Below are 23,620 nucleotides of genomic sequence, written 5' to 3'. Positions count from 1 at the left end.
GATCTCAATATTTATTACTTCAATTCAAGTACCATACTTTTTCCTGCAAAAACGCCCTGAGGTAATGCCAACCGCACCAAGGTATCTCCCGATGGCGCATCGAGAGCGGCCATTCCAGCTGAATCAGAGAGAGACTGACTTACACGTAGGTGCAAGGCCGCCAACCTACGAGTGGGGTCTGATCCAGTGATCTGAGTAACCTTACCATCGGTTACCTGAATCATCACTAGTCCCGGAGAATCCATTTTTACCGTTAACCCATCTTCCAGCGCCAACTCACCGGCACGGTAAAAAACCAACTGGTATAGCCCGCTGATCTTATGCTTTACCGCTTGAAGATCGCTGGTATTGGAAAGTATTTCCATTGGCAGGGAGTCGGCCCATTTTGCTACCTGTAAACGGTCAACAGCAGGGAAAACGACGTAGCTATAGGAGCCGTTTGCCGGACGGAACCCATGGTCCAGCCAAAGGGAAAATACATTTTTTGTCACCAACTCGGTGGGTGAACTGCTCTGCCGGCTGATGTCGGTCCACTTGCCACCGATAGGCCCATTGGCGATGCGCACTTGCTGTTGCTGCGGGAATACATAGCCCACGGAGTCAGTATAGACCCATTGAATACCCTCCAACTCATGGGAACCGCTCGCTAGCACCCGATCCCCTGTTCCGTGGGATACCCGCACTTCCCCCCTTAGTAAATTTTGGTTTACGGTGGTAGTTACCTGCCGACCCGATCGCGCGGCGATGCCAGCACCCAAACACACATAGCCCTCATCAAAAAAGAACCAGGCCTTCTTTGCACTCAGCGGGTCGTGGGCACTCTTAAAGTCAAAGGCTGCCATTCCATAGGTACCATCCGTCACTGCCCCGACAAACTCAGTACTTCCCCATTTTTGGATTTGGTTTTCGTCCGGTAGCTCCTCCTTTTGCAAGATTGTTGCACCCGGAATTTTCTGATAGTCCATCACCGGAAATATATCGGCATACTCTTCGCCGGTCACCGCCAAGTGGTTGGTGCCATCTCCCCGATGGTGATTTTTTAATCCTTCGCTATTGTAAGGTACCTCCATATTTGCATTACGGGTGGAGTACATTCTGACGGAGGTGAAATAATGGGGCCGCTGAAAGGTAAAATGTTCTGAATGCCAAAAAAACGTGCTATGGGAACGGGTCTGCTGGTCAATACCTTTTTCCCGGGTAGCGATCACTTCTTCTAGCTCCTGACGGCGGTAGTTGGTGGTGAGCAACAGCTTTTTGGGTGTATCCGCGGCCATAGGCTTCAAGGCTCCTGGTCGAGCAATGCTGCGGTTCTTGGCCCCGGTGTCGGGATACTTTCCAAAGGCCATGGTTTTGGCGATTCCGTCTAGGTAGTAGTCTATTAACTGCCTGCTCTTTTCCTCAGAAAACGCATACTTTGTTCCAGCCACATACACCGCCCACTCCACAAAGGCATCTGCGTAGCCCAAACCATAGGATAACGTATTGTTTACACGATCTTCCCGGTGATGGAAGCTGTAATCGTACTGCATACCCCGGCCCTCGGCAAATTTGATCTCCCCTTCTATCACGTCAATCACTTCTTCAAATTCAGCAATGTTGTTGACAAATAAGAGGTTTTTTGCCAAAATTCCGGCGATTTTGATCCGATCGCCACTGGGTCGGGCTCCAGATGCGTTTAGGTGTGCTCTGCCAATGATGGGCTGCGTCGCCTCCACCAAGTCGGAAGGTAAGGACGAACCCACCAGCAACATGACATGCACCATGTTCATGGGCGTGCCTATCTGGTTGTGCCACCAATTGTCACAAAAATAATCCTGCTCCACCCAATGGGACAAACCCCGCTCAATGGCTTGTAACACTCGTTTGCTTCTTCTGAACTTGGAGGTATGTTGCGTGTACGCTTTGCTTAACAACACCAGGTTTGCACTGTGCAGCCGGTGTTCAAAGCCGGTGCGGGACACGTCCTCGTAGTTGATACCAGGCCAAGTTCCATCGGCTCGCTGACTGTCCAGTAGCCCCGCTACCGTAGCCGCATTGATTTCCCCTTCCAGCAAGCTGGCAACGATTCTATCCTTTATTAACGGAATATCCTGGGCACTTCCCCACATCGGAATGAGGCACACAGCGAGTATAAAGACGGCCTCCCACCAGTAACCGCTTACCTTTTTAGTCAGGTTAATCAATAGCTCCTTCATTTAATTAAAATTTTCGAACGCACCGCACCGCATACCGTCCTCCCTTATTCAGAGGATAGGCTCCTCCGTAACCTTGGAAATTCTGCCCCCATACAAAGCCGATATTGTATTCTGACGAACTCCAATACATATCGCCCTCAAACCCCCTTAGGAAGTCTCTGGATTGGAAAAGGATATCCAATTCTGCCTTGGCGGGTAAATACCAATCCCCGTAGCCGCCCTCTTGGCAGGCTGCACACACCTTTGCCGCAAAATCTCCGGAAAGATTATCCGCTGTTTGCTGGGCAATAATCAGCTGCGTATTGACCTGGCCGGCATAAATCCCGCGTCCAACTGCATTGACGAGGCGGTCTCCATGATCGCCATAAAGTTGCGGGTGCAGGGCCTTTCCATTTCGCCAGGGACTGCCTGCCTGTTGATCCTGTTTCGAGGCAATCAATCCATGGTTACCCGTTTCATCCAACCAGACAACTACCCCTCCGCCAAAGGACTCTCCAAGGTAGCGCTGCCCCTTCGGCAATTCTCTTCCTTCTGAAACAAGTTCCTCCAAAAACGAGGCGGTTTGGCCCTCCTTTGTGTGATTTTTTATGGTCACGCTCTTCCCGGCTTGGTCTCCCTTGGGAAGCTGCACCTGAACCTGGGAAGCTCCACCAGAGTAATTTGCCCTCCAAAAGGGCCCAAATCCAACAAAATTCCCGGTCACTTCCAAAGAAACTGATTTCAATTCTCTGGATGGATCCGCTATGGATATTTCGGAGATTTCCTTTCCGTCCATTCGCAAAAGCACCAAGGCCGCCATGGATGTAGACAATGCCAAACCGTTGGGAAATTCTATTTTTCCGGGTTCGTAGAATACGGCTTGAAGCATCGCAAGTCCCTTGTGCCAGACAGCTTGTACCTTGGCTGTGTTGGAAAGTATCTCGATCACCGGATCTATTCCAATCCGCTCCATCTCCGCTGCCGCTACATTGGGATGAACAGAATAGGCATAACCCGCCCCCTGCGGCTTCTTCCCGTGATCGATCCATACGGCAAAAATATCTTTGGACACTGCCGGCTTTCGCTGAATACGTTGGCTATTGGCAATGCTTTGCCAGTATCCCGTTTGCATTTCGTGGGACACATAGACCGTGGTGGGTTCGTAAAAATGATACCCTACCCTATCCTGCAGGACCCATGATAATCCTTCCATTTTTTGCGTACCCTTTTCCAGCTGCAGGACTTCAGCTTCCTTCCCTATCTCAACCTCGGAACGAGCCAGTGTTTGGTTCAGGGTGGTCACCACCGGATAATCCGCATCCGAAAAAATGGCCGTGCCTAGGCACAGGTACCTATCGTCAAAGAAAAACCAGGCTTTCTTTGCCTGAAGGGGATCGTGTGGACTTTGAAAATCAAAGACTGCTGCACCATACGTTCCCTCCGTCACCGCTCCTACAAAGTTGGACTTGCCCTGTTTGACGATTTGATTCCAATGCGGCAGTTCCGGTTTTTGAACCACCGTGGTGCCAGGAATCTTTTGCCAGTCCCAAACTGGAAAAATATCAAAGTATTCATCCCCTGTTCGGGAAATAAAGTTTGACCCATCGGCATAATGGTGCATTTTAAGCGACTCTTGGTTATGAGGAGACTCCATATTATGGTTTCTATCCGAATGCATACGAACAGACGCAAAGAAACCTGGTCTTTGGTGACTATAGTACTCCGAATGCCAAAAAAAGCGGCTATGGATTAGGTTTGAAGTCCGAGTCCCTCTTCGTATCGCTACGACATTTTCGAGCTCTTCCTGTCGATAATTGGTAAACGAAAGCAATTTTTCGGGCAATTCTGGACCGATGGATGCCAATGAGCCTTCCCGGGACATCCCTCGGTTGATCACTCCGGGATCCTTAAAAGAGGCGTGAACCATGGACTTGCAGATGCCATCCAAGTAATAGTCTACCAAAAGGCGGGTAGCCTCCTCCGGAAACATAAAATCCGTACCGGAAAGGCGCACTCCCCAATCAGCAAAGGTCGTTGCATAACCGGTACCGTACGCTAAAATGGACGTTACCCTGTCTGAACGGTGATGAAAACCCAGATCAGGCTTGATGCCCATTCCCGACGTAATGGCCACTTCCGCTACCATGGCATCCACTGCCTCTTGTACCCCGGCAGTATCCCGGTGATACAAGGCCAATTCCGCTGCCAACCCAGCAATTTTAATGAGATCCCCTCCCGGCCTAGCACCCCAAGCACGCAGGTTGGCCCTGGCAGCCAAGGCAGAAATCCCGGCTACCCTCTCTTCGGAGAGGTGGCCATCCATCAAATATAAGATAGTAATCCAAGAGGTTGGATTACCGATCTCATTGGTGTGCCAATTATCGGCTATGAAATCATGCGCCAACCAAAAATCAATGGCTGCATCGATACCCGCCTTCAAGGAAGGAAGTCCCTTCAGCGAAGAGCTCTCCAAGCGATAGGCACGGCTCATTTTTTCGATATGGACCACATGTGTCCGATGTTCAAACCCTATACGCGAAACATCCACGTAATCGATGGCCGGCCAATAACCATCAGGACTAAGTGCATTCAGTAGCTCCTTTACCTCCCTTTCGGACACCGTCCCGGAGCGCTTGTCTTCCAAAACACGGTTCCGCAACTGTTCTAAATTGGATTGGGGATAGCCAAGGGTACCACCTAATACAAATAGCATCAGCAAAAAAAGCCACTTGACAGTGGCGTTTTTTGCTAAACGAAGCCTATCGATGCAAATCATGGCGGAAACTCCTTAATTGCCTGACAATTGAACCCGAATGACCTCGCTCCCTCCTTGGATGGTCCAAGCGGGTATACGGATTTCCAAACGCTTGAGGCCCTCCATCTGCCGGTCCAATTCCAATGGTGCCGGATCTAGCGAGACAACCGACACCAAAAGCTCCGGATGGGACAGGTTTTCCAGCTTTACCGACTTTCCGTCCTGCCGCAAGATGGCCCCTCCCGGAACGATTTCCACGTCTGCCTGTGTCATAAGTTGCCAGGTAATGGACTTGGTGTTTTCGTTGATCTCCAAGTGGTCTTCGATGAGAATCGACTGGTCATCGGGTTTGATGAATTTCCGGTGCGCCTTTTTGATTTGGTCACCAAAAACCGGCGTTAGGTCAAAGGTGGATTGAGGCTGGGCACCGTCGTGAAAGGCTTCCAGCGATGCGAACCCATTGTTGATGTGCAGGGCATCGTTTACCGTCAGTGTGCTGTGGCCGTAGTTATTTTTGGTTAGCAAGGTCCATCGCTCACATTCTTGGCAATTGCCCCACAGGTTAAAGCCGGTAATCTCCAATTCATTATAAGGTTGGTTTCCGGGATCAATCACCCAGCGAACACCGTTCAATTCCCAAATAAAGGAGCCGGCGTCCATGTTTCCATGGCTGATGGTGGCTCGACCGCCCTTGCCGCCGAAATAATACGCATTCGGACCCTGCTGCTGACCCCGATAAATCACAATTGGGTTCGAGCCATCCCCTTTCCAGGCTAACGGCAAACTACCCTCCAGGCTGGGCTGGAACTGGGCCAGCCATACCAGCCCAGCCCCTCCAATTCGGTTGAGCTTTCCCATAGCGCTGGGGGACTGGGAAAAGTTTTGCTTTTCGATAAAAAGTGGATTACCGGTTTTAGTCCCAAACCACGCCAAAACAATGTCTCCTGCGGTTCCGTGTCGGTCGCCACAGTCGGCATAATTGTAGTACCAACCTGAAGGTGCCACACTTAGGTACCTGAAATCAGCGGATGCCTTAAACGCGGGATACGCTGCGAGGCCAAAATCCGTCCCAAAAGCAGACTCCAACATAGCCGAGGTCAAAACCGAAAAAGCAGTTCCATAACCCCAATACGTAGAGCCCTCCGGGTACACCCCATCAGGACCGTACTCTGCCATGGCATGGGGAATACCATCGAGGGATCGGCTGATGGTCTTGGCGGCCAATTCCGGATCTCGGTCAGCAATCATAATTGAAGCTGCTATCATGCCCCCATTACATACTTGGTTCCAGTTGTTGGTTCCATTGATCCACCCATGGCGTCCCTCCCAACTGGGGTTGATCCCTTTTTCGATCAGGGCGGATTTGGCCATGTCCACCGTAGACTTTGGTAGATCAGGCCCTACCCAATCGATGGCCAAGGCTACCGCCGTGGCCATCTCTGCCACATCCAAATAGTGTGAAGGGTTCCAATCGGAAAACTGGCATACTGCCACAAGCTCTTCGTTAAGTTTTGTCAAAAAGCGCTTGTCCTTTTCTAGGCGATAAGTCATTCCCAGCATATTGACTCGGTATAGCATCTCGCGGGAAGTGCTGAGCAATCTTCTACCAATCATCACTCGCTCTAGTACAGGCTCGCTTAGGATCTGCTCGGCGTTCAACTTTACCCCTTCATAATAATTGGCTACCAAGGGATCATTTTTGATTTTTCGCTTCACCTCCCGCTCCAGTGCGGGAGTCAGTACCAGCTTGGGGCCGCTTTTACGAAGCTTGCTTCGGAGGTAGTTTACGGTTATGGGGTTTTCCAGCTTTTGAGGATCATTTATTGGATGGACAAGCTCCGACTTGGGGGATAACCGATCGGAATTTGAAGCGCTGAGAGGTGATTTGACCGTCAGGCTGAGTGCCGCAATAAGCACAGATGCGGCAATAAATCTGGAATTTAGCAATGTCTTCATGGTTTGGGCTAATCGTTGAAATGAAAATGTTTATCGGTTCCAAATGGGTATGAATCAATACGTAAGCCTGGGCTTCATCAAGGTGGGGAAAGTCCACGCAAAATGGTGGATCGGATAGACAATTGGCCTAGCCTCTGCGGCATAGGTACCATATTCAGCTTGCTCGTAGATCCCTTCCATTGCTTCCATGAGGTTACCGGGCCAAGAATCTGGGGAACCTGGACGTTGGTTTGCATACCAAGGCCAAGATTCCGGATTTATTACAAAACGCAATAGGTAGTCTATCCCGGACTGAATGGTTGGGCCTGTACCCCGCCCTCTCAGCAAATCGGTCCCCTCCGTTTGCCGAATCACCCAACAAGCTGCCGTGATGGGCGCTAACGAAAAGTAGGTATACCATAGGCCCCGGTCCTGTCGGCGGACCTCTTCGGGCATGTGTCCATCGGGTGCTATCTTATGATGCAGGTCGCTTTGAATCAGCCGGATGTTTTCTGCCATTTCACCACTATCTTCCAAGAAAGCAGCGCTTAGCACAGAGCCATACCGGCCCCAATCCGCCCAGTTGTTTTTTCGATTTCTGATTTCGTTGCATGCCACGCGGTACACCTCGCCTACCCAGCGTTCTACTCGTTGAAGTTCCTTTCCAGATAGCTGTCCAGCGTCCTTTAATAGCTGTGCAGCGATCACCAATCCGGGACCGGAATAAGCCATTACCAACGGGCCGTCGGCTTGGCTATAACGGGTATTCGTTGTGGCCCAGGCATTAAGGAAATAGACTGCTTTTTTCGCATACTTGCGTTTGCCGCTAAGCACATAGGCCAAGGCCGTGGCATAAGCGTGAAAGGAATCGGTTTGAAGGCTTTTGGAGTTGGTCCGGTGTCCTTCCGGATCCACGTAAAACCCAGGCACGGCGAAATCGGCCAAGGCATGGTGCTGTTGCGTTAACGCAGAGTCAGCATAGGCCAAAAGCTGCTTATAGGCCGAAAAGTAAGGCTCGCGACCCTCTTTGAGCTGCGCTTTTACATAGGAGATCTGAGCGGCTGGGTGCATTCCCTGCGCATTCAACAGCATTGCTGAGGACAGCAGCAAGATAATGGTCGCACAATATCCTCTTAAAAGATTAGAAAACAACATAGAAAGGTTATAAAGGGATAGGTGATGGCATTGACATGTATGTCAAGGGAAATATCTGCAATTTCGGGGAAAGTTACCCACCGTTCATAAAAAAACCTGCCGATTTCAGTGAAGGAACAGCCAAGCTACTCGATCACCAAATCAGCAGGTTTTTACGCATGTTAAGCCCTAGTTAACTTAATCCCAACCAGGGTTCTGACCCAAATTCGGGTTTTGAGCCAAATCGTTTAGGGGGATAGGCCAGAGGTAGTCTCTGTTTTCATCGAATGTGGGATTTGCCCAATCGGTGTTCTTATAGACATCGATATAGGTCTTACCGTTCGCCGGATCCACACTGGTATGAATAATCGCACCTGTATATCGAGCCTGTGCTTCGGCATTCCATTGAATACCCATGTCCGGATTTTCTAATTTCTTACCTTGCTTCCACCTTCTGAGGTCATCATATCGGAAACCTTCGCCAAACAACTCTATGCGTCTTTCACGACGTATCTCAACCAACAAAGAAGAAATACCGTCGTTTGCATATCTTGGATCCATTGGGGGGTTTAGACCAAGGTGTGGCATGCCAACCCTATCACGAAGTTGATTGATACTCATATCCAAATCAGACTGCGTGATTTCACCCAACTCTGCTTTAGCTTCTGCATAATTCAATAAAGCCTCTGCGTACCGAAGGATGATTGCTGGATGTTCGGCCACATTGAATGCCTTTCCAATCATATCATCGGCATTATAATGCTTGATCACATGGTATCCTGTAGAAGAAGTCCTTCCACCTGGCTGTCCTTGTATCCTAGGATACGCCCTGCCGTCCGCTACGTGATATTTATAGAATTCCGAATCATCCGGATGTAGGACAGTTTGGCGTAACCTTGGATCCCGATTTACGAACACATCCTCGATTCTATCATCCCCAACATACTGGTCTGAAAGTGTAATTGGAAGTCCATCGGTGCAAAGGTAATCCTCTACGAAATTCCGTGTTGCACCTCCGGAGTAGGAGTAATAGTTTTGCACGTGGTTTGTTCGAATACCCAGTGCATATTTCCTCCATACCATGACCTCTGGATTTCCAGACACGTCAAGAATTCGGTGGTAAGAATTGTAGTCTGAGGCAGGATTGCCCGTATTATAGATACCATAAGGTCCATTATCCATCAGGTCTTTGGCCGCATTTGCAGCTTCCTGTAGCCACATATTGGGATTCGATCCTCCATGGTACTTTCTCCAGGTACCCTCGAACAAACAAACACGAGACTTGATCAACAAGGCCGCCCAACGATTAAGCCTACCTGGCTCGTTGCCATCGCCCCAATCATTCGGAAGATGTGTTGTTGCAAAATTCAGGTCTTCCAATACTTTATCCATGACCTCTTCACGGGGCATTCTTTCGGCAAACAGCTCCTCAGAATCAATGTTCAGTTCACGATCTACATATGGCGCATCACCGAACATCTTAACGATATGGTGGTAAAACCAACCGCGAAACAACCGGGCCTCTCCCACGTATCGGTTTCTAACATTGTCGGCAATATTTGCCCTACCGTAATTGGCCAATCCTACATTGATCGCGCGAACAAGATCCCATCCACGGAAGCCATACCATTGGTTACCAATACCGGATGAAGAAGTCGGTACTATTTGCTTCCCAGCACGCACCTGCATAAATGGCGTGTGACGCTGATGATTTGGCGCAAGGTTATCGGCATAACCATCCACCATCAGATAGGATGCTACCTGACTGTCAAAACCCTCATGGTGGCCCAACATGATGGGGAAGTTCACATCATTTTGGGTCAGATGGTAGAAGAAATTGTTATAGGTGGCCAAATCGTTGGCCGTATTCCAAAACGTTTCGTTACTGACCTCATCTAAAGGATACCGCTCCAGAAAATCGTCGTTACAGGCACCCAACATAAAAAGGGAAACCAACAAAAACCTGAGCTTATTTAGTTGCTTTTTCATAATGTTTTTCAATTAACGGATTAGAAAGTGATCCTCACACCCAATGTGTAAATTCGCTGCATGGGATACTCAATGGCTCCTGCGTAAATGGTCTCAGGGTCAAGCGGCTTGCGAATGGGAGAATACTCCCAAAGGTTCATACCGGCAAAGTACACGTTAGCATTCTGCATTCCGATGGAATTGACGATATTGTAGGGAATATCATACCCCACAGAGAGGTTCTTCAAGCGGATATAGCCGGCATTTTGGAGAAAACGAGTCTGAGGCTGAATATTTTTCTTATCATTGGTAGAGATATGGGGATGCGCAAAGTAGGCATCTCGGTTGTCTTCAGACCATGAATCTGTAATAAAATATTTTTCCACATGACCAGCATTGAAGGGGAAGAACCAAGTCCAGTTACCCGACGTTGGCCAGTGATCCCTTCTCCAAATACCCTGAAAGAATGCATTCAACGTAAAGTTTTTCCACGACAAGTTATTGTTGATACCAAAACTCAGCCTTGGTGTATCATTACCTATGATTCTTCTATCCCCTGGATTAGCCAAGGTGTTGTTTCCGGGCGTGATTCTACCGTCTCCATCCAAATCCGCATATTGAATATCTCCAGGTCGCCAGTTGGCACCTAATGCATTCTGGACAGGTGCCGAAGCAACTTCATCTTCCGTTTGGAAAATACCTACGGTCTCGTAGCCCCAAATCTCACCGAGCTTTTGACCTACATAGTATTGGGCATTGCCTCCGGAAGCTGTGATGCCAGAAGGAATCGCTCCGTTAGGGTTTTCAAACTTGGTGATTTCGGCCGTCCAATCAGACAAGGCCAAAGTTACGTCATAGCTGAGGTCATTCTTTAAACGATCCTTCCAGGTAACCGCCAGTTCCCAACCAGTCGTTCTGGAATCAGCCGCATTTGCCTGTGGAGCTGCGGTTCCCAAAATGGATGGATAAGTGGATCTCATCAACATGTCCTTGGTATCCCGCTGGAATACATCAAAGGAAGCATCGATTTTTCCTCCCAATAAAGTGAAATCCAATCCGATGTTCCTGGAGACCACGGTCTCCCAGGTAAGGGTAGGACTAACCAATCCCGCAGGGGACACAAACGGCGTTCGGTTCGTCCCAACCATCATAAAGCTGGATTGACCGATTCCCATTGTAGGAATGTACGGATAGAAGTTATTGCCCAGCAATTGATTACCCAATTCACCGTAAGAGGCCCTTAGCTTTAATTCATCGAGCCAGCTGCTGGTTCCGGCCATAAAGCCTTCGTTAGACATCCTCCATCCTGCGGATACCGAGGGGAAGAAACCAAATCGGCTGTCTTTTGGAAACCTGGAGGTACCATCGTAACGGGCGTTGGTTTCGATCAGGTACCTTTCGTCAAAGATGTAATTGATTCGATAGAAAGCTCCACGCAGCGCATTATGGTTCATATTACTAAATGTCTGCTGCATGCCAATGGTTGCATTCAAATTTTGAATTAGAGGTGTAATCAACGTGTTGTTCTGCGCTCTCACAAATTTATTTTGCCCCCATTCCTGGTTGAAACCAACCATGGTATTCAACTTATGTTTTTCAGGTAACGAAAACTCGTAATCCGCAAACGCATTGATTACATAATATTGATTGAAGCGGTTCTCTTCGTTGATAAAGTCGTTTCCGCTAAATCCGTTGTTGATGATATTTGCAGGATTTGTAAGATTAGTTGTGGCAATTTCCACTTTGCTTGCGACATCTTGTTCAGACCTATTGACAAAGTTATAGGAGAAATTACCTTGGATTTTCAACCCTTTTGCGGGTGTCAAGACAACTCCTTGGGTCATCCAAATATCATTGTTGGTCCAAGTAGAACGTCCACCATCCTTCAAATACGGCCAGAAATTAGTCCCATCGAAATACTTTCCGATAAATGGTTCGTAGATCTCCCGGTCACCTTGCTGCAAATAGAACGGAAGATCGGGGAATTGAATCGGCTGAATAGGGCTAACCCGTGCCAATGAATTGATGTTTACGTCCCAGTTATAGAAATATGGCTTATCACTACGTTGCGTGTTTACTACCAACTTTTCCTCGAGCGTCAACCACTTGGTGACTTTAAACTCCCCCTTCATCAATACATTGTATCGTTTGAAGTTTTCATTGTTGGTAGAGAGGTACCCGTCTTTATTCAAATGGCCAAATGACACAAAATAATTTGCATTCTCTGATCCACCCGAGATTGTCAAGTCATGCTGCTGCGTAGGAGCCATATTGATCATTATGTCATTCTGGTAATTGTTGAAGCCATAGTAGCGCAACGCACCGTTTACAACTCCCCATTCATTTTCCGGTGTAGGATTGTTTCGCCAACGTAGGGTTCCATCTACCATGTCCTGATCAAAAGTAGGAACACCGTTTGTCCGAATGTTGGCTAGATTCCTTGCAAGCACAAACTCATGGGGATCGGTAATCGGATCCATATTGAAGATCGGCTTCGCTAGGGAAAATTGACTGTTTAAGGAAACAGACACCTTGCCTGCCTTGCCACTTTTGGTCGTTACCAAGATCACCCCAAAGGCCGCACGGGCACCGTATACCGCAGCTGCAGCCGCATCTTTCAATACCGATACACTTTCGATATCATTCGGGTTTATCCGGTTGATGTCCATGGGCACGTTATCCACCAGTACCAAAGGCGAACCTCCGTTGATGGACTGAAAACCACGCACGTTGAAGGCAGGGCTTTGAGATGGGTCACCGTTTCGGGGGGCAATGTTTAGGTTTGGAATCACACCTTGAAGACCTTCACCCACGTTTGCAATCGGACGGTTCTGAAGTCGCTCGGAAGTAGCTACCCCTACCGCACCGGTCAAGTTTACCTTCTGCTGCGTACCGTATCCTACTACGACCACCTCCTGCAGCGAGGAAGTGCTTTCCACCAACGTGACGTCAATTATACGCTGATTACCCAAGGTAATGGTTTGGCTTTCAAATCCAATAAAGGAAAACACCAAATTTACCCCCTCGGGTACGGTAATGGAATATTTGCCATCCATATCGGTTGCCGTTCCCAAGTTTGTTCCCGGCACGGATACGGTGGCACCAGGAATTGGCTCCCCGTTCTGATCGCGCACGGTTCCGGTTACTGTCACGTCGAAAGCTTTTACTTTCAACACCTCGTCGCTCTTCCTATTGGAAGCCACAACGGATCTATTTGAGCGGATATTCTCCAGATTGCCATCCAGAGAAACGCTTTGCCGGGCAAGTGATTCCGTCGCCAGAAAAACACATCCCGCCATCATTCCCACCGAAAGTAATCCCGGCAGAAATCGGTTTCGTAAACCTGTTTTCATAAAGTTTGTTTGTTGTTAAGTTATTTGAGGAATTGAGATAGTAGAGGTTGTATGTGAACCTCTTTCGTTGGGGTGATTTGTTGAGCTATTTCATAGGTATTTTGGGATTGGAATGAAAAACCAAGCGCATTTTCCCAACTAAAAATATAATCCTATTTATAAACTAAACCAATAGCGGTCCAAATATTGTCTCCATTTACAGGAAATAATATTTTTTTAAGTTGGGAAATATTGCTAATTCTATTTATCGGTGAAATATAGGGCAAAAAGCTCAAATAAAAAAAGTTTGAGGTTTTTTTAATTAACCAGTCAAAAAATATAAAAGCCGCCCATAAGGAATATGGACGGCTTATTGAGGATAATACCCGAAAAATGGTGATTAATTACCTAAAATCCAGGATTTTGGGTGAGTGCTGCATTTACGTCAATTTCCCGAAGAGGGATGGGGAACCGCAATTGCTTTTCGGCAAAGGTGGCGTTAAAAACATTTCGGTGGCCGACGAAGTCATCGTATGCTTTGGTCAGGTCATTTCGCACCTTCCGGGTCCGTAGCATGTCAAACCACAGTTTTCCTTCATAACATAGCTCAAAGTAGCGCTGATTCCATACTTCCTGCTCAAAGGCGTCCACACCCATTCCCGATATGGGCGCCAGTTCTGCGCGCTCGCGAATGTCGTTTACGCATTGCAATGCCAAGGCATTGGGTCCACCCTCAGCCCGGTTGGATGCTTCGGCATACATCAGCATGACATCGGCTAGGCGGTAAATGGTAAAGTTTAACTCCGAACGCGCATCCTGATCGATGGCGACCTTATCAAACCACTTATATATGTACCTTCCACCCAATTGCTGACCATTGTACTCCGATATAAAGAACTGCTTTTCTTCGGCCCGTTTATCTCCCGATTCGTAGCTATCGATAAACTCAAACCTGGGAACCAATCCACCAAATTCATTGGAGTAGACCGAGATACCCGCAAAAGTAGGCAGACAGACCGGGGTAAGCGGATTGTTTCGGTTTATCTTATCAAACTGCACCTGGAAAATAAACTCACCACTGTTTTTATTCGCCGGTTGGATCATATCGGTGTACTCATCAAATAAATCGAATGTGGCACCTTTCAGGTCTACGACCTCCTTGGATCTCCTCGCAGACTCCACATACGCAGACTGACCGCCATTTACAGGATGCCCCGCATAGGTTAGGTACACATCCGCCAATAGCGACTTGATGAAACCCTTGGACACTTCCCCGTTTGGCCTTCTCCAAGGCAATCCCGAACCCTCGGCAAATAACAAGTCGGGCAGGATGATGTCGTCATAAATCTCCTTCACCGGTGAACGAGACGTATTTACCTCTGCAAGGGCTTTCACCGGCTCGCTGATTTTCGGTACGTCACCGTACATCCTAACCAGGTAGAAGTAATAAAATGCCCTCATGGTTCTGGCTTCGGCTAAGTAGTCGTTCAGCTGTGCCTGAGTCAATGAGGTGTAGCGAGGCAATTGCTCGATAGCAACATTACAACGGAGGATCCCTTGGTACAACTGACTCCAATAGGTGTCAATATAAAAGGATTGGGAGTCATAGGTCAACTGATTAAACCTGAATCCCTCGGTTTGGGCCACGCCATCAGCCTTACCGGTCATAAATTCCAAAAGTGAAAGGGTATTGCCTCCCCACCCACCGGAACCGGTCACCACGACGTTTACGTTGGCATAAATACTGGTCACCAGGGCGCGTGCGGCCTCGGGACTGGAAAGCTCCGCCTGAGTGGTCAGGGTAGCTGGATCTTCCTCTAAGAAGCCCTCACAGGACAATAGTCCAAATGAAGCTACAATTGCTAGAATATAATTTATTGGTCGTTTCATAATAATGCGTAGTTAAGGGTTAAAAGGCGATGTTTAATCCCGCACTGAAGGTTCTAGGCCTTGCAAAAGGGAAGAAATCAAGACCCTGCGGCAGCTGGCCTGCACCTTCAAAGGTATTTACCTCGGGGTCATATCCGGTATACTTGGTGAAAAGCAGCAGATTTTGCCCACTTACAAATACCCGCGCTCTCGCGATATTGTATTTACTCAGAATAGGCGCAGGCACATTGTATCCAAGCATCAAATTCTGAAGCCGCACAAAGGAACCGTCTTCTACCCAGTGGGTATCCATGTTGGTGAGATAGGGGGTACCCCAGGCCCTCACTTCGGCAATCATGGAGTTTTGATTTTCCGGTGTCCAGGCATCCAAAACGGTAGCATAGCTGTTTGCCAAGGTTTGACGATCCTCTACGGAGTGTTTCGTCGCATTGATCACGTCCTGCCCATATACTACCCGGAATTCAAAGGATAAGTCGAAGTCGCGGTAAGTAAAGGTGTTGGTTATGTTTCCAACCCATTTGGGATACATCCTACCTATGATTTTGGAATCATTCGCATTGATTACACCGTTGTTATCCAAATCTTCCCAGCGTATGTCTCCTGGAAGTAGGCCATATTGAGCGGCCTGGTCTGCCTCATCCAGATTCCAAGTACCGGTACGCACACGGCCCCAGATGGAACCTATGGGCTCACCTACCCGCAAAATATTGGTCTGCCCCAAAAACCAAGGGCCTGGAAAAATATCCGCATCGTTAGCACCTAATTCCAGGATTTCGTTTCGGTTGGTAGACCAGTTCAAATCAGTGTTCCAGGTAAACTCACCCCGCTCCACGTTGACGGTATTCACGGTCAGTTCTATACCTTTGTTTTCAACCGATCCGATGTTTTGAAGTACGGATCCAAAGCCTGTTGACCAAGGAAGCGGTGCGTTGAGGAGCAGGTTTTTGGTCCGCTTGTAGTACAGGTCACCCTCTACCATTACCCGGCTGTTAAACAATCCCAGCTCAAACCCGAAGTCTACTTGGTCGGTGGATTCCCATTTCAGATCGGGGTTGCCGAATGAGGTCTGGGAAACCCCAATTTCATTTCCTGCAGCCTTGAGTACGTTAAACGTTCCCAAAAACTGCAGGGAGTTGAAGTTACCGATTTCCTGGTTACCGGTAGAACCTGCACTTGCGCGGAACTTCAAATTGTTGATCGCATCTACACCCTGCATAAAGCCTTCCTCAGATGCCCTCCAGGCGATACCTACGGAAGGAAAAAAGGCAAACTTATTGTTCCCACCGAAACGGGAGGAACCGTCGTATCGGCCGGTCACGGTAAATAAATACTTGTTATCCAAGCTATAATTCCATCGCGTAAAATAGGAGTTCAACGCGTAGGCCCCTACGTTTCCATTGATGCCGGATATTGGGATGATGTTACCGGCGCGAATATTTCTCCACTGAAAGAAATCGTCTATGAACCCTTCACTGCGTACGCTCAGGTTTTCAAAGCTATCCTTCAACCAGCTGAAGCCAAACATCCCGTTGATTCGGTGTCGGGTTCCGATGGACTTATTCCAGTTTACAAAATTTTCATTCTGCCAGTAAAGTCGCTGGTTGGTGGATACCGTGGCAATACCCCGTTGGTCAGCCGACAAAAGCCGAAGGGTTCGGGAAGAATAGAAATTGTTTTTCTGGCTGTCAAAAATGGTGCTGAACGTAGACTTAAATTCCAGGTCTTTGGTGATCTTGAAATTCATGTAGAAGTCCGCATACATTTGGTTGAGGTTCACATCCGTGTAGCGGTTTTGGGCAATCCGTACCGGGTTCTCCGCACCCTCTGTACCCGGCCAATCGGCGTTGGCTCCCCATCGCCCATCCGGATACCGCACTGGCAGAAAGGGAAGAGCTTCAGCCACCATCCTGGCGACATTCAATGCACCGTTGGCGTCATCGACCACCCTACGGGTACTCTTGGTTCCCAAGATGCTACCACCCACAGTCAACCATGGCTTGATTTCGGAATCTAGCGCTATCTTACCCGTAAATCGCTCAAAACCGGAATTCATCATGATTCCGTCTTCGTTGGTATACCCCAGCGATACATTGTAGGACGTCAAGTTGTTTCCTCCCCTGAAGGCCAGGTTATGGTTTTGCGCCCAAGCGGTACCGTACACCTCGTCTTCCCAATCCGTGTCATACAATGGACGGCCATTGGAATCAAACAGGTCGGGGTAATCCAAGGGATTGGCCCTCACATAGCGTCCTTGTGCAAAACCCGACGGATCGTACTTTTGAGCGTTGTCGTAAGCCCGGTTATACACATCCATAAACTGCTGCGCATTCAGCCTTGGAACGGTCGTTGCCCGGTTGGATACGGAAACGAAGTTATCGTACAATACTTGATTTTGATTCTTTTCCCCTCGTTTGGTGGTGACCAGAATCACACCGTTTGCGCCCCGCGCACCATAAATGGCCGCGGAGGAGGCATCTTTCAGTACCTCGACGGATTCGATGTCCGAAGGGTTGATCATGTTCAGGTCGGCACCGATGATCCCATCGATCACAAAAAGCGGGTTAACGCCAGAATTGATCGAGTTGACTCCTCTGATTCGGATTCGGGCCGAAGCACCAGGGGAGTTTTGGTTGTTGAGTACTTCCACACCAGCTATACGCCCCTGTAGTGACTTCACCGCGTTGGGCTGAGATCGGTCGATGAGCTTATCTCCCCGAACGGAACCTACAGAGCCGGTCAAATCCGATTTCTTAACCGTTCCGTAGCCAATGACCACCACTTCGTCCAAGGCAGTGGCGTCCTCTTTCATGTTAATATTAATGACCGTACGGTCACCTACGACTACCAATTGGCTTTCGTATCCAATAAAAGAAAATACAAGGGTTCCTCCATCTGGCACATTGATTGAAAATTTACCATCCAGATCAGTGACGGTACCGGTAGTGGTACCCTGTACCAATACACTTACTCCGGGCATGGGGTCTCCGTTTGGATCCAAAACCGTTCCGGAGACATCCTTACGGAAATCTTCCGGCAGTAGGTCTCCATTGAAGTGAACCGATGTCAATGTGCCGTTTGGTGTGGGCAAATCCGCCGCGTTGTGACTAAACGCCGGGAACCCCGCCAACCCAAACGAACCCAGGACCACTGTGCCCGCACAGATCGTCCTGACACCTTTCATTGCAAGGTGCTGTAACGTTACTTTCATACTTATTTAGGGTTTAAGGTTGAGAAATTGGTTTGTAATTAATTGCATCTGATTATTTATGGGCTAATGGTTAACTAAATGACCTTTTTTATCAAAAACAAACTATTTTTTATTTGTTAATATCTATTAAATATATTTAATCTTAATAATGAGCTACCACTAATTGAATTATTTTATCTATATATCAAATCAACTTGGTAAATTAAAAAATGAATATTATTGTAAATTTTTACGCATATACAGCACAATTATCCGATTTAATAATAATTAATAATATTATATTTGCTAAGTTAATACGTTTATTCAATTATAAAAAAAACCTCTCCCCAAATTTTTGGGAGAGGTCTAATTTCGTTGTGAAAATACCGTGACTTGATGCCAACGGAAATCGTTCCGTAGGTCAAAACAGAAAAACTAGTCAGAAAATATCAATCGAGGGGTTTTACTACCACAAAAAAACTGAGGGCCGAAACGACCATCAGTTTTCTTAATTTTGCCAAAGATTTGTAGATCATTCTTCGGGCAGAAGACACGTAGGCAAATTCAAAAATCTCGGCAATCTGATCGTATCCCAAACCTTGGTAATAAAAATAATAAATGGCCTCCCGCTCCCTACTGTCCAAGGAAGCAATTGCTTGGTTTAAGTCCCGGATCATGTCGGTCTCGAGCTGCTGCTGAATAAATTTAGCTTCACAGGACAGCTCTACGGTGAATTGGTCCATCAAAAAACGTTGCCTGTCCTCTGTACCTCTTTTTATCCGCTTGAGGGTGGCCATTATTTTGCGGCGAAATGATTTAAGCAGGTAAAACTTGATCGAATCTGTACTGCCAAAGCGCTTCCTGTTGCTCCTTAGGTATATGAAAAAATCCTGAAGCAAGTCTTTTATAAGTTCCTTATCTTGGCAAAATTGGCATCCAAAATGAAACAGGTGATTGACATGGGTTTGGTAAATAGTTACGAAGGAACCTTCATCACCAGCGCAAAACCGATCCCATAATTCCCTATCGGAAACAGAAAAAACACGGCTTGGTTCGTTGGAAATCTCTCTTGTAGAGAGTGAGGGATGCTTCCGGGGTTCCATGGTGGCAATTTGGCTAGATTGGGATGTCATATTAGTCAAAAACCCGGCAAATCAAAAGAAAAACAGCAAATATTTCGAACATCGCCGAAACCACAGAATCAAAGAGCAAAAAAAAGGAAAAGCCCAACTTCCCCATACTGAGGACCGTTGGGCTTTTAGCCAATTTGGGAAGGCTTCAACTCCAGGTTCTATCCCAAGAGCGCCTTTGATCCCAATCCGGTGTTGGCTCAAAATAACCGGGAGCTCCAGGAAAAAGATGCTCCTTCATCACTTCGTCATTCAATTCGATACCCAGTCCAGGTGCATCGAGCGGCACATTGGCAAATCCCTTGGTAACCATGGGCTGAGATCCCGTCATGGTTACCAGGTCTTCCCACCAGGGAGTATCCACAGAGTGGTGCTCTAGCGATAAGAAATTTTGAGTAGCCGCAGCGCAATGTACGTTTGCCATGAAGCAAACCGGCGACCCGGCCATGTGCATGGCCATGGCGATGCCGTGTTCCTCTGCATAATCCCCGATCTTCTTGGTCTCCAACAATCCGCCGGAAGTCCCCAAATCGGGGTGTACGATATCTACTGCTTTGGCATCAATCAAAGGCTTAAATCCATTTTTCAGCATATAGATATCTTCGCCCGTGCAGGTGGGTGTTTCTATGGCGTCGGACAGCGTCTTCCATTGGTCCGTATAGAACCAAGGAACCATGTCTTCTACCCACGCAAGGCGGTACTTTTCCATCGCCTTGGCAAAACGAATGGAATTGTTCACATCAAAGTGCCCGAAGTGGTCTGCACAGAGCGGAATCTCGTATCCTACTGCTTCCCGAATAGATTCGACGTATTTGGCTAAGCCTTCCAATCCTTTATCGGTGATTTGAACCTGTGTGAATGGGTGCTCTGTACTTCCATAGCTCATATAGTCACGGGTGTCGTATTGGCCTTTGGCACCATTCCAGAATTTTGAGTTTACCAAGGCATCGGGATCATCAGCCACCACGTGTATCCCCAAGTCCATTTTCAACCAGGTAAACCCTTGTTCAATGGTTCGCTGCTTCATGACCTTGGCAAATTCAGCCGGATCATCCATCCCAGGCGTGTCCGCATAGAGTCGCACTTTGTCCCGATACCGGCCGCCTAAAAGCTGCCAGGCAGGTACTCCGTAAGCCTTTCCGCATAAATCCCATAGGGCCATCTCTACGGCGCAAACCCCGCCTCCCAATCGTCCGTGGCCGCCAAAGGGATTGATGATTTTCCAAAGCATTTCTACGTTGCAGGGATTGAGCCCAAGAATTCTACTCTTGAGCATCAGCGCATAGCGCTCGTCTGCACCATCCCTTACCTCTCCCAGCCCATAGATTCCCTGATTGGTATCAATGCGAATGATGGGCGTCCTACCCACATTGCGCAGCACCGCTACCCGCATGTCGGTAATCTTCAGGTCGGATGGATTGGAAAACCGGTTTACCTTGGACGTCGTGTGTGCCATGGTATCCTCTATCGAGGCCCCCATCAACGCTCCCAAACTCAAACCTCCCAGCATCGTTTTCTTGAGAAAACTTCTCCGTTCATTTGTCGTTTCGGGATGGGTCATTTCCGCTTCTCTTGCTTGAGCCGCCACCTGATCCTCCTTGGCACACCTGGCAATAAGATCCTTTAAATTCTGTTTCATAGGTTTATTTGTTAATTGGGTTAAAAAAGGGCCACGGAACAAATGGCTACTAGTTCCATGTCCGTGACCCTATGATAGACTATAAAGTACTTGTTGGCAAGATTTTACCAGTTGCGGTCCTTCATGAAAGCTTCCAGTTCTTCCCTGCTCATAGGCAGATCCTGCTTGCTTTTCAGCCAATTCAGGAAATCACTTTTGATCTCATCACTCCAGGCACTGTCAATCTGACCAGGCGTGTACTTTTGCTCCCGCAATCGCTGAATGCCGAACTGATCTCGAAGGACTATAAATTCCGCATTGATCACCAAATCTGCTACTAGGTGGGATGGGATGAAAATCACGCCCCACTTGTTGGCCAAAACTGCATCTCCGGGAAGCACGTGGGCCCTGCCGATTTTTACCGGGTAGTTGATTGTAGAAAGCATCATTTCTTGAATGTACGAAGGGTCATGTCCCTTTACCCAACCATTGAATCCATCTATGGCAAGCAATCCGGCCATGTCGCGTACGGAACCGTTAAAGATGACCCCTCTTTTGGATTTGGTATAAATGGAGTTACCCAAATTATCTCCTATCAGGGTTCCATCCACAATTTTGCCAAAGCCGTCGGCCACGTAGATATCTCCCTCTACCAAGGCATCAATCGGCCATGAATTGGTGCCGCCGGATTGGGCTCGGCCTTCTTTTTTGCCGATTTCCTTCACTAGGTCGTTCACATCCGGCCTCAGCGGCATATACTGAGCGGTCACGGCTCTACCGGTCATTACTTGATCCTCCCTCAGGATCACCCAATCATTTTCGAATTGATTGTTGTATCCCCGATTTCTGAGAATTCCCCAGGCCTCCTCCATAGACACTTTGCTGAGTCGCTCCAATAATTCATCGGAAACCTTTGGCCGGCCATCCGGAAATCGCTCGCCGGTCCACTTTGAAGTCAATGCGATGATTTGTTCGGGCGTAGGTGAAATTTGCTGGGAAAACAGGGTTCCTGCCCACGTAAATAACAGTAAAAAACACACCAATGAGAATCTCTTCATTTTTTCGTTTGTTTGGATTATATCTTTGATCATTTTCGCTTAAAGATAAAGATTTTACGAAACATAGACGCAGAATTACAAGAACGGTTTTTGGGCCGAATGGCTCGGATCACATCCGCTATTCATACCATCCAATTGACCATCAGTTTCTTAGTTTAGGCTATTCGAAAAACGGTATGTCTTTTACCGCGTATTTTCGCATCCCTTCTTCGTTGATCTCCACGCCTATTCCCGGTTTTTCCGAAAGGGTAATAAAGCTATTCTCCGTCCTAGGCCCATCGTAGGTCACGATGTCCTTCCACATTTGATCTGTGTCCATGTATATCTGCCACTCCATAATCTGGAAATTAGGCACCGAAGCACATACATGGCAACTCGCCATGGCGCCCAGAAAAGAGGCCACCATATGGGGAGAAAACGGCACATAATATAGATTGGCCAGGTTGGCAATGCGCTGTGCCTCTCCCAAGCCGCCGGCCTTTTGGATATCGGGCATGATAATATCTACAGCCCCGTCACTCAAAAGCCTGGTAAAGCCATAGGCCAAATACACATTTTCGCCGGTACATATGGGGGTAGTGGTCTGATGGGTAATATGCTTATAAACATCCGGATTATCCGCCGGAACGGGCTCCTCAAGCCACATTAGGTTTAGGTCTTCGTACATCTTGGCCATTTTCAGACCGGTCACCGCATCGTATCTTCCGTGCATGTCCACACAAATGTCAATATTCGGGCCCACTTCCTCCCGCACGGCTGCGATGGCTTGGTACATGCGGTCTATCTCCGCGGGACTTGCCGTCCAGTTAAACCGGTCGTACTTGTTTGGATCCCGGCCATCGTCGACGTCAAATTTCACTGCATTGTACCCCCTTTCCACGGCCCCCCGTGCAGCCGCTGCATAGTCAGCGGGCTTGGGATTCGTGGAGGTATAGAGCGCCGTGTCACAATAGACCCGTATTTTATCCCTAAATTTTCCACCTAATAATTGATAGACCGGCACATTAAACACTTTGCCGGTAATATCCCACAAGGCGGTTTCAATAGCGGTCAACACGGCTACGAATACACCCGACTGTCCCCCTGCAAAAAAGGCACCCTTTCGGAGTTGCTCTGCTAGACGGTTGGGATTAAGCGGGTTTTGTCCTTTGATCATGTTGCCCAAACGCTTCACAAGATGGTAGGTGCCGTGAATCGCATCCACCGCTTCACCACAACCCCAAACGTCTTGGTTAGTGTATATTTTCACATAAACCGCTCCCCGAACATATCCACATTTCACGTCGGTAATCTTCAACTCAGATGGGTTGGAATAGGTTGGCATGCGGTCTACCGCTGCTGCCAAGCCATTCCCGTAGTTGGATAAAAATGCCGCACCGGTCAGGCTGGCAAGGGCTGATTTGCCCAGAAAAGATCTCCTATTCACTTTTTTCGACATC

Annotated in this window: 12 protein-coding genes; all 12 read right to left on the bottom strand. The window is 48.0% G+C overall.

The genetic code is table 11. The features are described 5' to 3' along the window. Positions 1-14: 14 nt before the first annotated feature. Positions 15-2,195, bottom strand: a complete 2,181-nt coding sequence (locus tag IAQ59_RS15785; protein WP_245189641.1) for a polysaccharide lyase family 8 super-sandwich domain-containing protein — start codon at positions 2,193-2,195, stop codon at positions 15-17. A gap of 4 nt (positions 2,196-2,199) precedes the next feature. Then, a complete protein-coding gene (locus tag IAQ59_RS15780; RefSeq protein WP_209331802.1) occupies positions 2,200-4,950 on the bottom strand; it encodes a polysaccharide lyase family 8 super-sandwich domain-containing protein in 2,751 nt (916 codons plus the stop codon). A 12-nt stretch (positions 4,951-4,962) separates the two neighbouring features. Beyond that, positions 4,963-6,885, bottom strand: a complete 1,923-nt coding sequence (locus tag IAQ59_RS15775; RefSeq protein ID WP_209331801.1) for a heparinase II/III domain-containing protein — start codon at positions 6,883-6,885, stop codon at positions 4,963-4,965. Positions 6,886-6,939: 54 nt separating this feature from the next. Next, a complete protein-coding gene (locus tag IAQ59_RS15770) occupies positions 6,940-8,019 on the bottom strand; it encodes an alginate lyase family protein (RefSeq protein ID WP_245189640.1) in 1,080 nt (359 codons plus the stop codon). A gap of 177 nt (positions 8,020-8,196) precedes the next feature. Next, on the bottom strand, positions 8,197-9,987 hold the full coding sequence (locus IAQ59_RS15765) for a RagB/SusD family nutrient uptake outer membrane protein (protein WP_209331800.1): 1,791 nt from the start codon (positions 9,985-9,987) through the stop codon (positions 8,197-8,199). A gap of 20 nt (positions 9,988-10,007) precedes the next feature. Continuing rightward, positions 10,008-13,319 (bottom strand): SusC/RagA family TonB-linked outer membrane protein, encoded by a 3,312-nt coding sequence (locus tag IAQ59_RS15760; protein WP_209331799.1) that lies wholly within the window; start codon positions 13,317-13,319, stop codon positions 10,008-10,010. Positions 13,320-13,706: 387 nt separating this feature from the next. Continuing rightward, complete coding sequence (locus tag IAQ59_RS15755) at positions 13,707-15,188, bottom strand: RagB/SusD family nutrient uptake outer membrane protein (RefSeq protein WP_209331798.1); 1,482 nt, start codon at positions 15,186-15,188, stop codon at positions 13,707-13,709. Between the two features lie 19 nt (positions 15,189-15,207). Next, positions 15,208-18,396 (bottom strand): SusC/RagA family TonB-linked outer membrane protein, encoded by a 3,189-nt coding sequence (locus tag IAQ59_RS15750; protein ID WP_245189639.1) that lies wholly within the window; start codon positions 18,394-18,396, stop codon positions 15,208-15,210. Between the two features lie 428 nt (positions 18,397-18,824). Continuing rightward, positions 18,825-19,478, bottom strand: a complete 654-nt coding sequence (locus IAQ59_RS15745; protein WP_209331797.1) for an RNA polymerase sigma factor — start codon at positions 19,476-19,478, stop codon at positions 18,825-18,827. A 175-nt stretch (positions 19,479-19,653) separates the two neighbouring features. Next, positions 19,654-21,144, bottom strand: coding sequence for a mandelate racemase/muconate lactonizing enzyme family protein (locus IAQ59_RS15740; protein ID WP_209331796.1), 1,491 nt, complete (start codon positions 21,142-21,144; stop codon positions 19,654-19,656). 104 nt (positions 21,145-21,248) lie between these two features. Then, positions 21,249-22,181, bottom strand: coding sequence for an RraA family protein (locus IAQ59_RS15735; protein WP_209331795.1), 933 nt, complete (start codon positions 22,179-22,181; stop codon positions 21,249-21,251). A gap of 160 nt (positions 22,182-22,341) precedes the next feature. Then, positions 22,342-23,619 carry a mandelate racemase/muconate lactonizing enzyme family protein gene (locus tag IAQ59_RS15730; protein WP_209331794.1) on the bottom strand — a complete coding sequence of 426 codons (1,278 nt, stop codon included), beginning with the start codon at positions 23,617-23,619 and terminating at the stop codon, positions 22,342-22,344. Position 23,620: the final 1 nt, after the last annotated feature.

This window comes from Lunatimonas salinarum (assembly GCF_017811155.1).
Classification (GTDB): Bacteria; Bacteroidota; Bacteroidia; order Cytophagales; family Cyclobacteriaceae; genus Lunatimonas; species Lunatimonas salinarum.
This window is presented reverse-complemented; position numbering and strand designations above follow the sequence as displayed.

Excerpts from the sequence above, each read along its gene's own strand:
- IAQ59_RS15785 (WP_245189641.1), bottom strand. The coding sequence starts at position 2,195 with ATGAAGGAGCTATTGATTAACCTGACTAAAAAGGTAAGCGGTTACTGG.
- IAQ59_RS15780 (WP_209331802.1), bottom strand. The coding sequence starts at position 4,950 with ATGATTTGCATCGATAGGCTTCGTTTAGCAAAAAACGCCACTGTCAAG.
- IAQ59_RS15775 (WP_209331801.1), bottom strand. The coding sequence starts at position 6,885 with ATGAAGACATTGCTAAATTCCAGATTTATTGCCGCATCTGTGCTTATT.
- IAQ59_RS15770 (WP_245189640.1), bottom strand. The coding sequence starts at position 8,019 with ATGTTGTTTTCTAATCTTTTAAGAGGATATTGTGCGACCATTATCTTG.
- IAQ59_RS15765 (WP_209331800.1), bottom strand. The coding sequence starts at position 9,987 with ATGAAAAAGCAACTAAATAAGCTCAGGTTTTTGTTGGTTTCCCTTTTT.
- IAQ59_RS15760 (WP_209331799.1), bottom strand. The coding sequence starts at position 13,319 with ATGAAAACAGGTTTACGAAACCGATTTCTGCCGGGATTACTTTCGGTG.
- IAQ59_RS15755 (WP_209331798.1), bottom strand. The coding sequence starts at position 15,188 with ATGAAACGACCAATAAATTATATTCTAGCAATTGTAGCTTCATTTGGA.
- IAQ59_RS15750 (WP_245189639.1), bottom strand. The coding sequence starts at position 18,396 with ATGAAAGTAACGTTACAGCACCTTGCAATGAAAGGTGTCAGGACGATC.
- IAQ59_RS15745 (WP_209331797.1), bottom strand. The coding sequence starts at position 19,478 with ATGGAACCCCGGAAGCATCCCTCACTCTCTACAAGAGAGATTTCCAAC.
- IAQ59_RS15740 (WP_209331796.1), bottom strand. The coding sequence starts at position 21,144 with ATGAAACAGAATTTAAAGGATCTTATTGCCAGGTGTGCCAAGGAGGAT.
- IAQ59_RS15735 (WP_209331795.1), bottom strand. The coding sequence starts at position 22,181 with ATGAAGAGATTCTCATTGGTGTGTTTTTTACTGTTATTTACGTGGGCA.
- IAQ59_RS15730 (WP_209331794.1), bottom strand. The coding sequence starts at position 23,619 with ATGTCGAAAAAAGTGAATAGGAGATCTTTTCTGGGCAAATCAGCCCTT.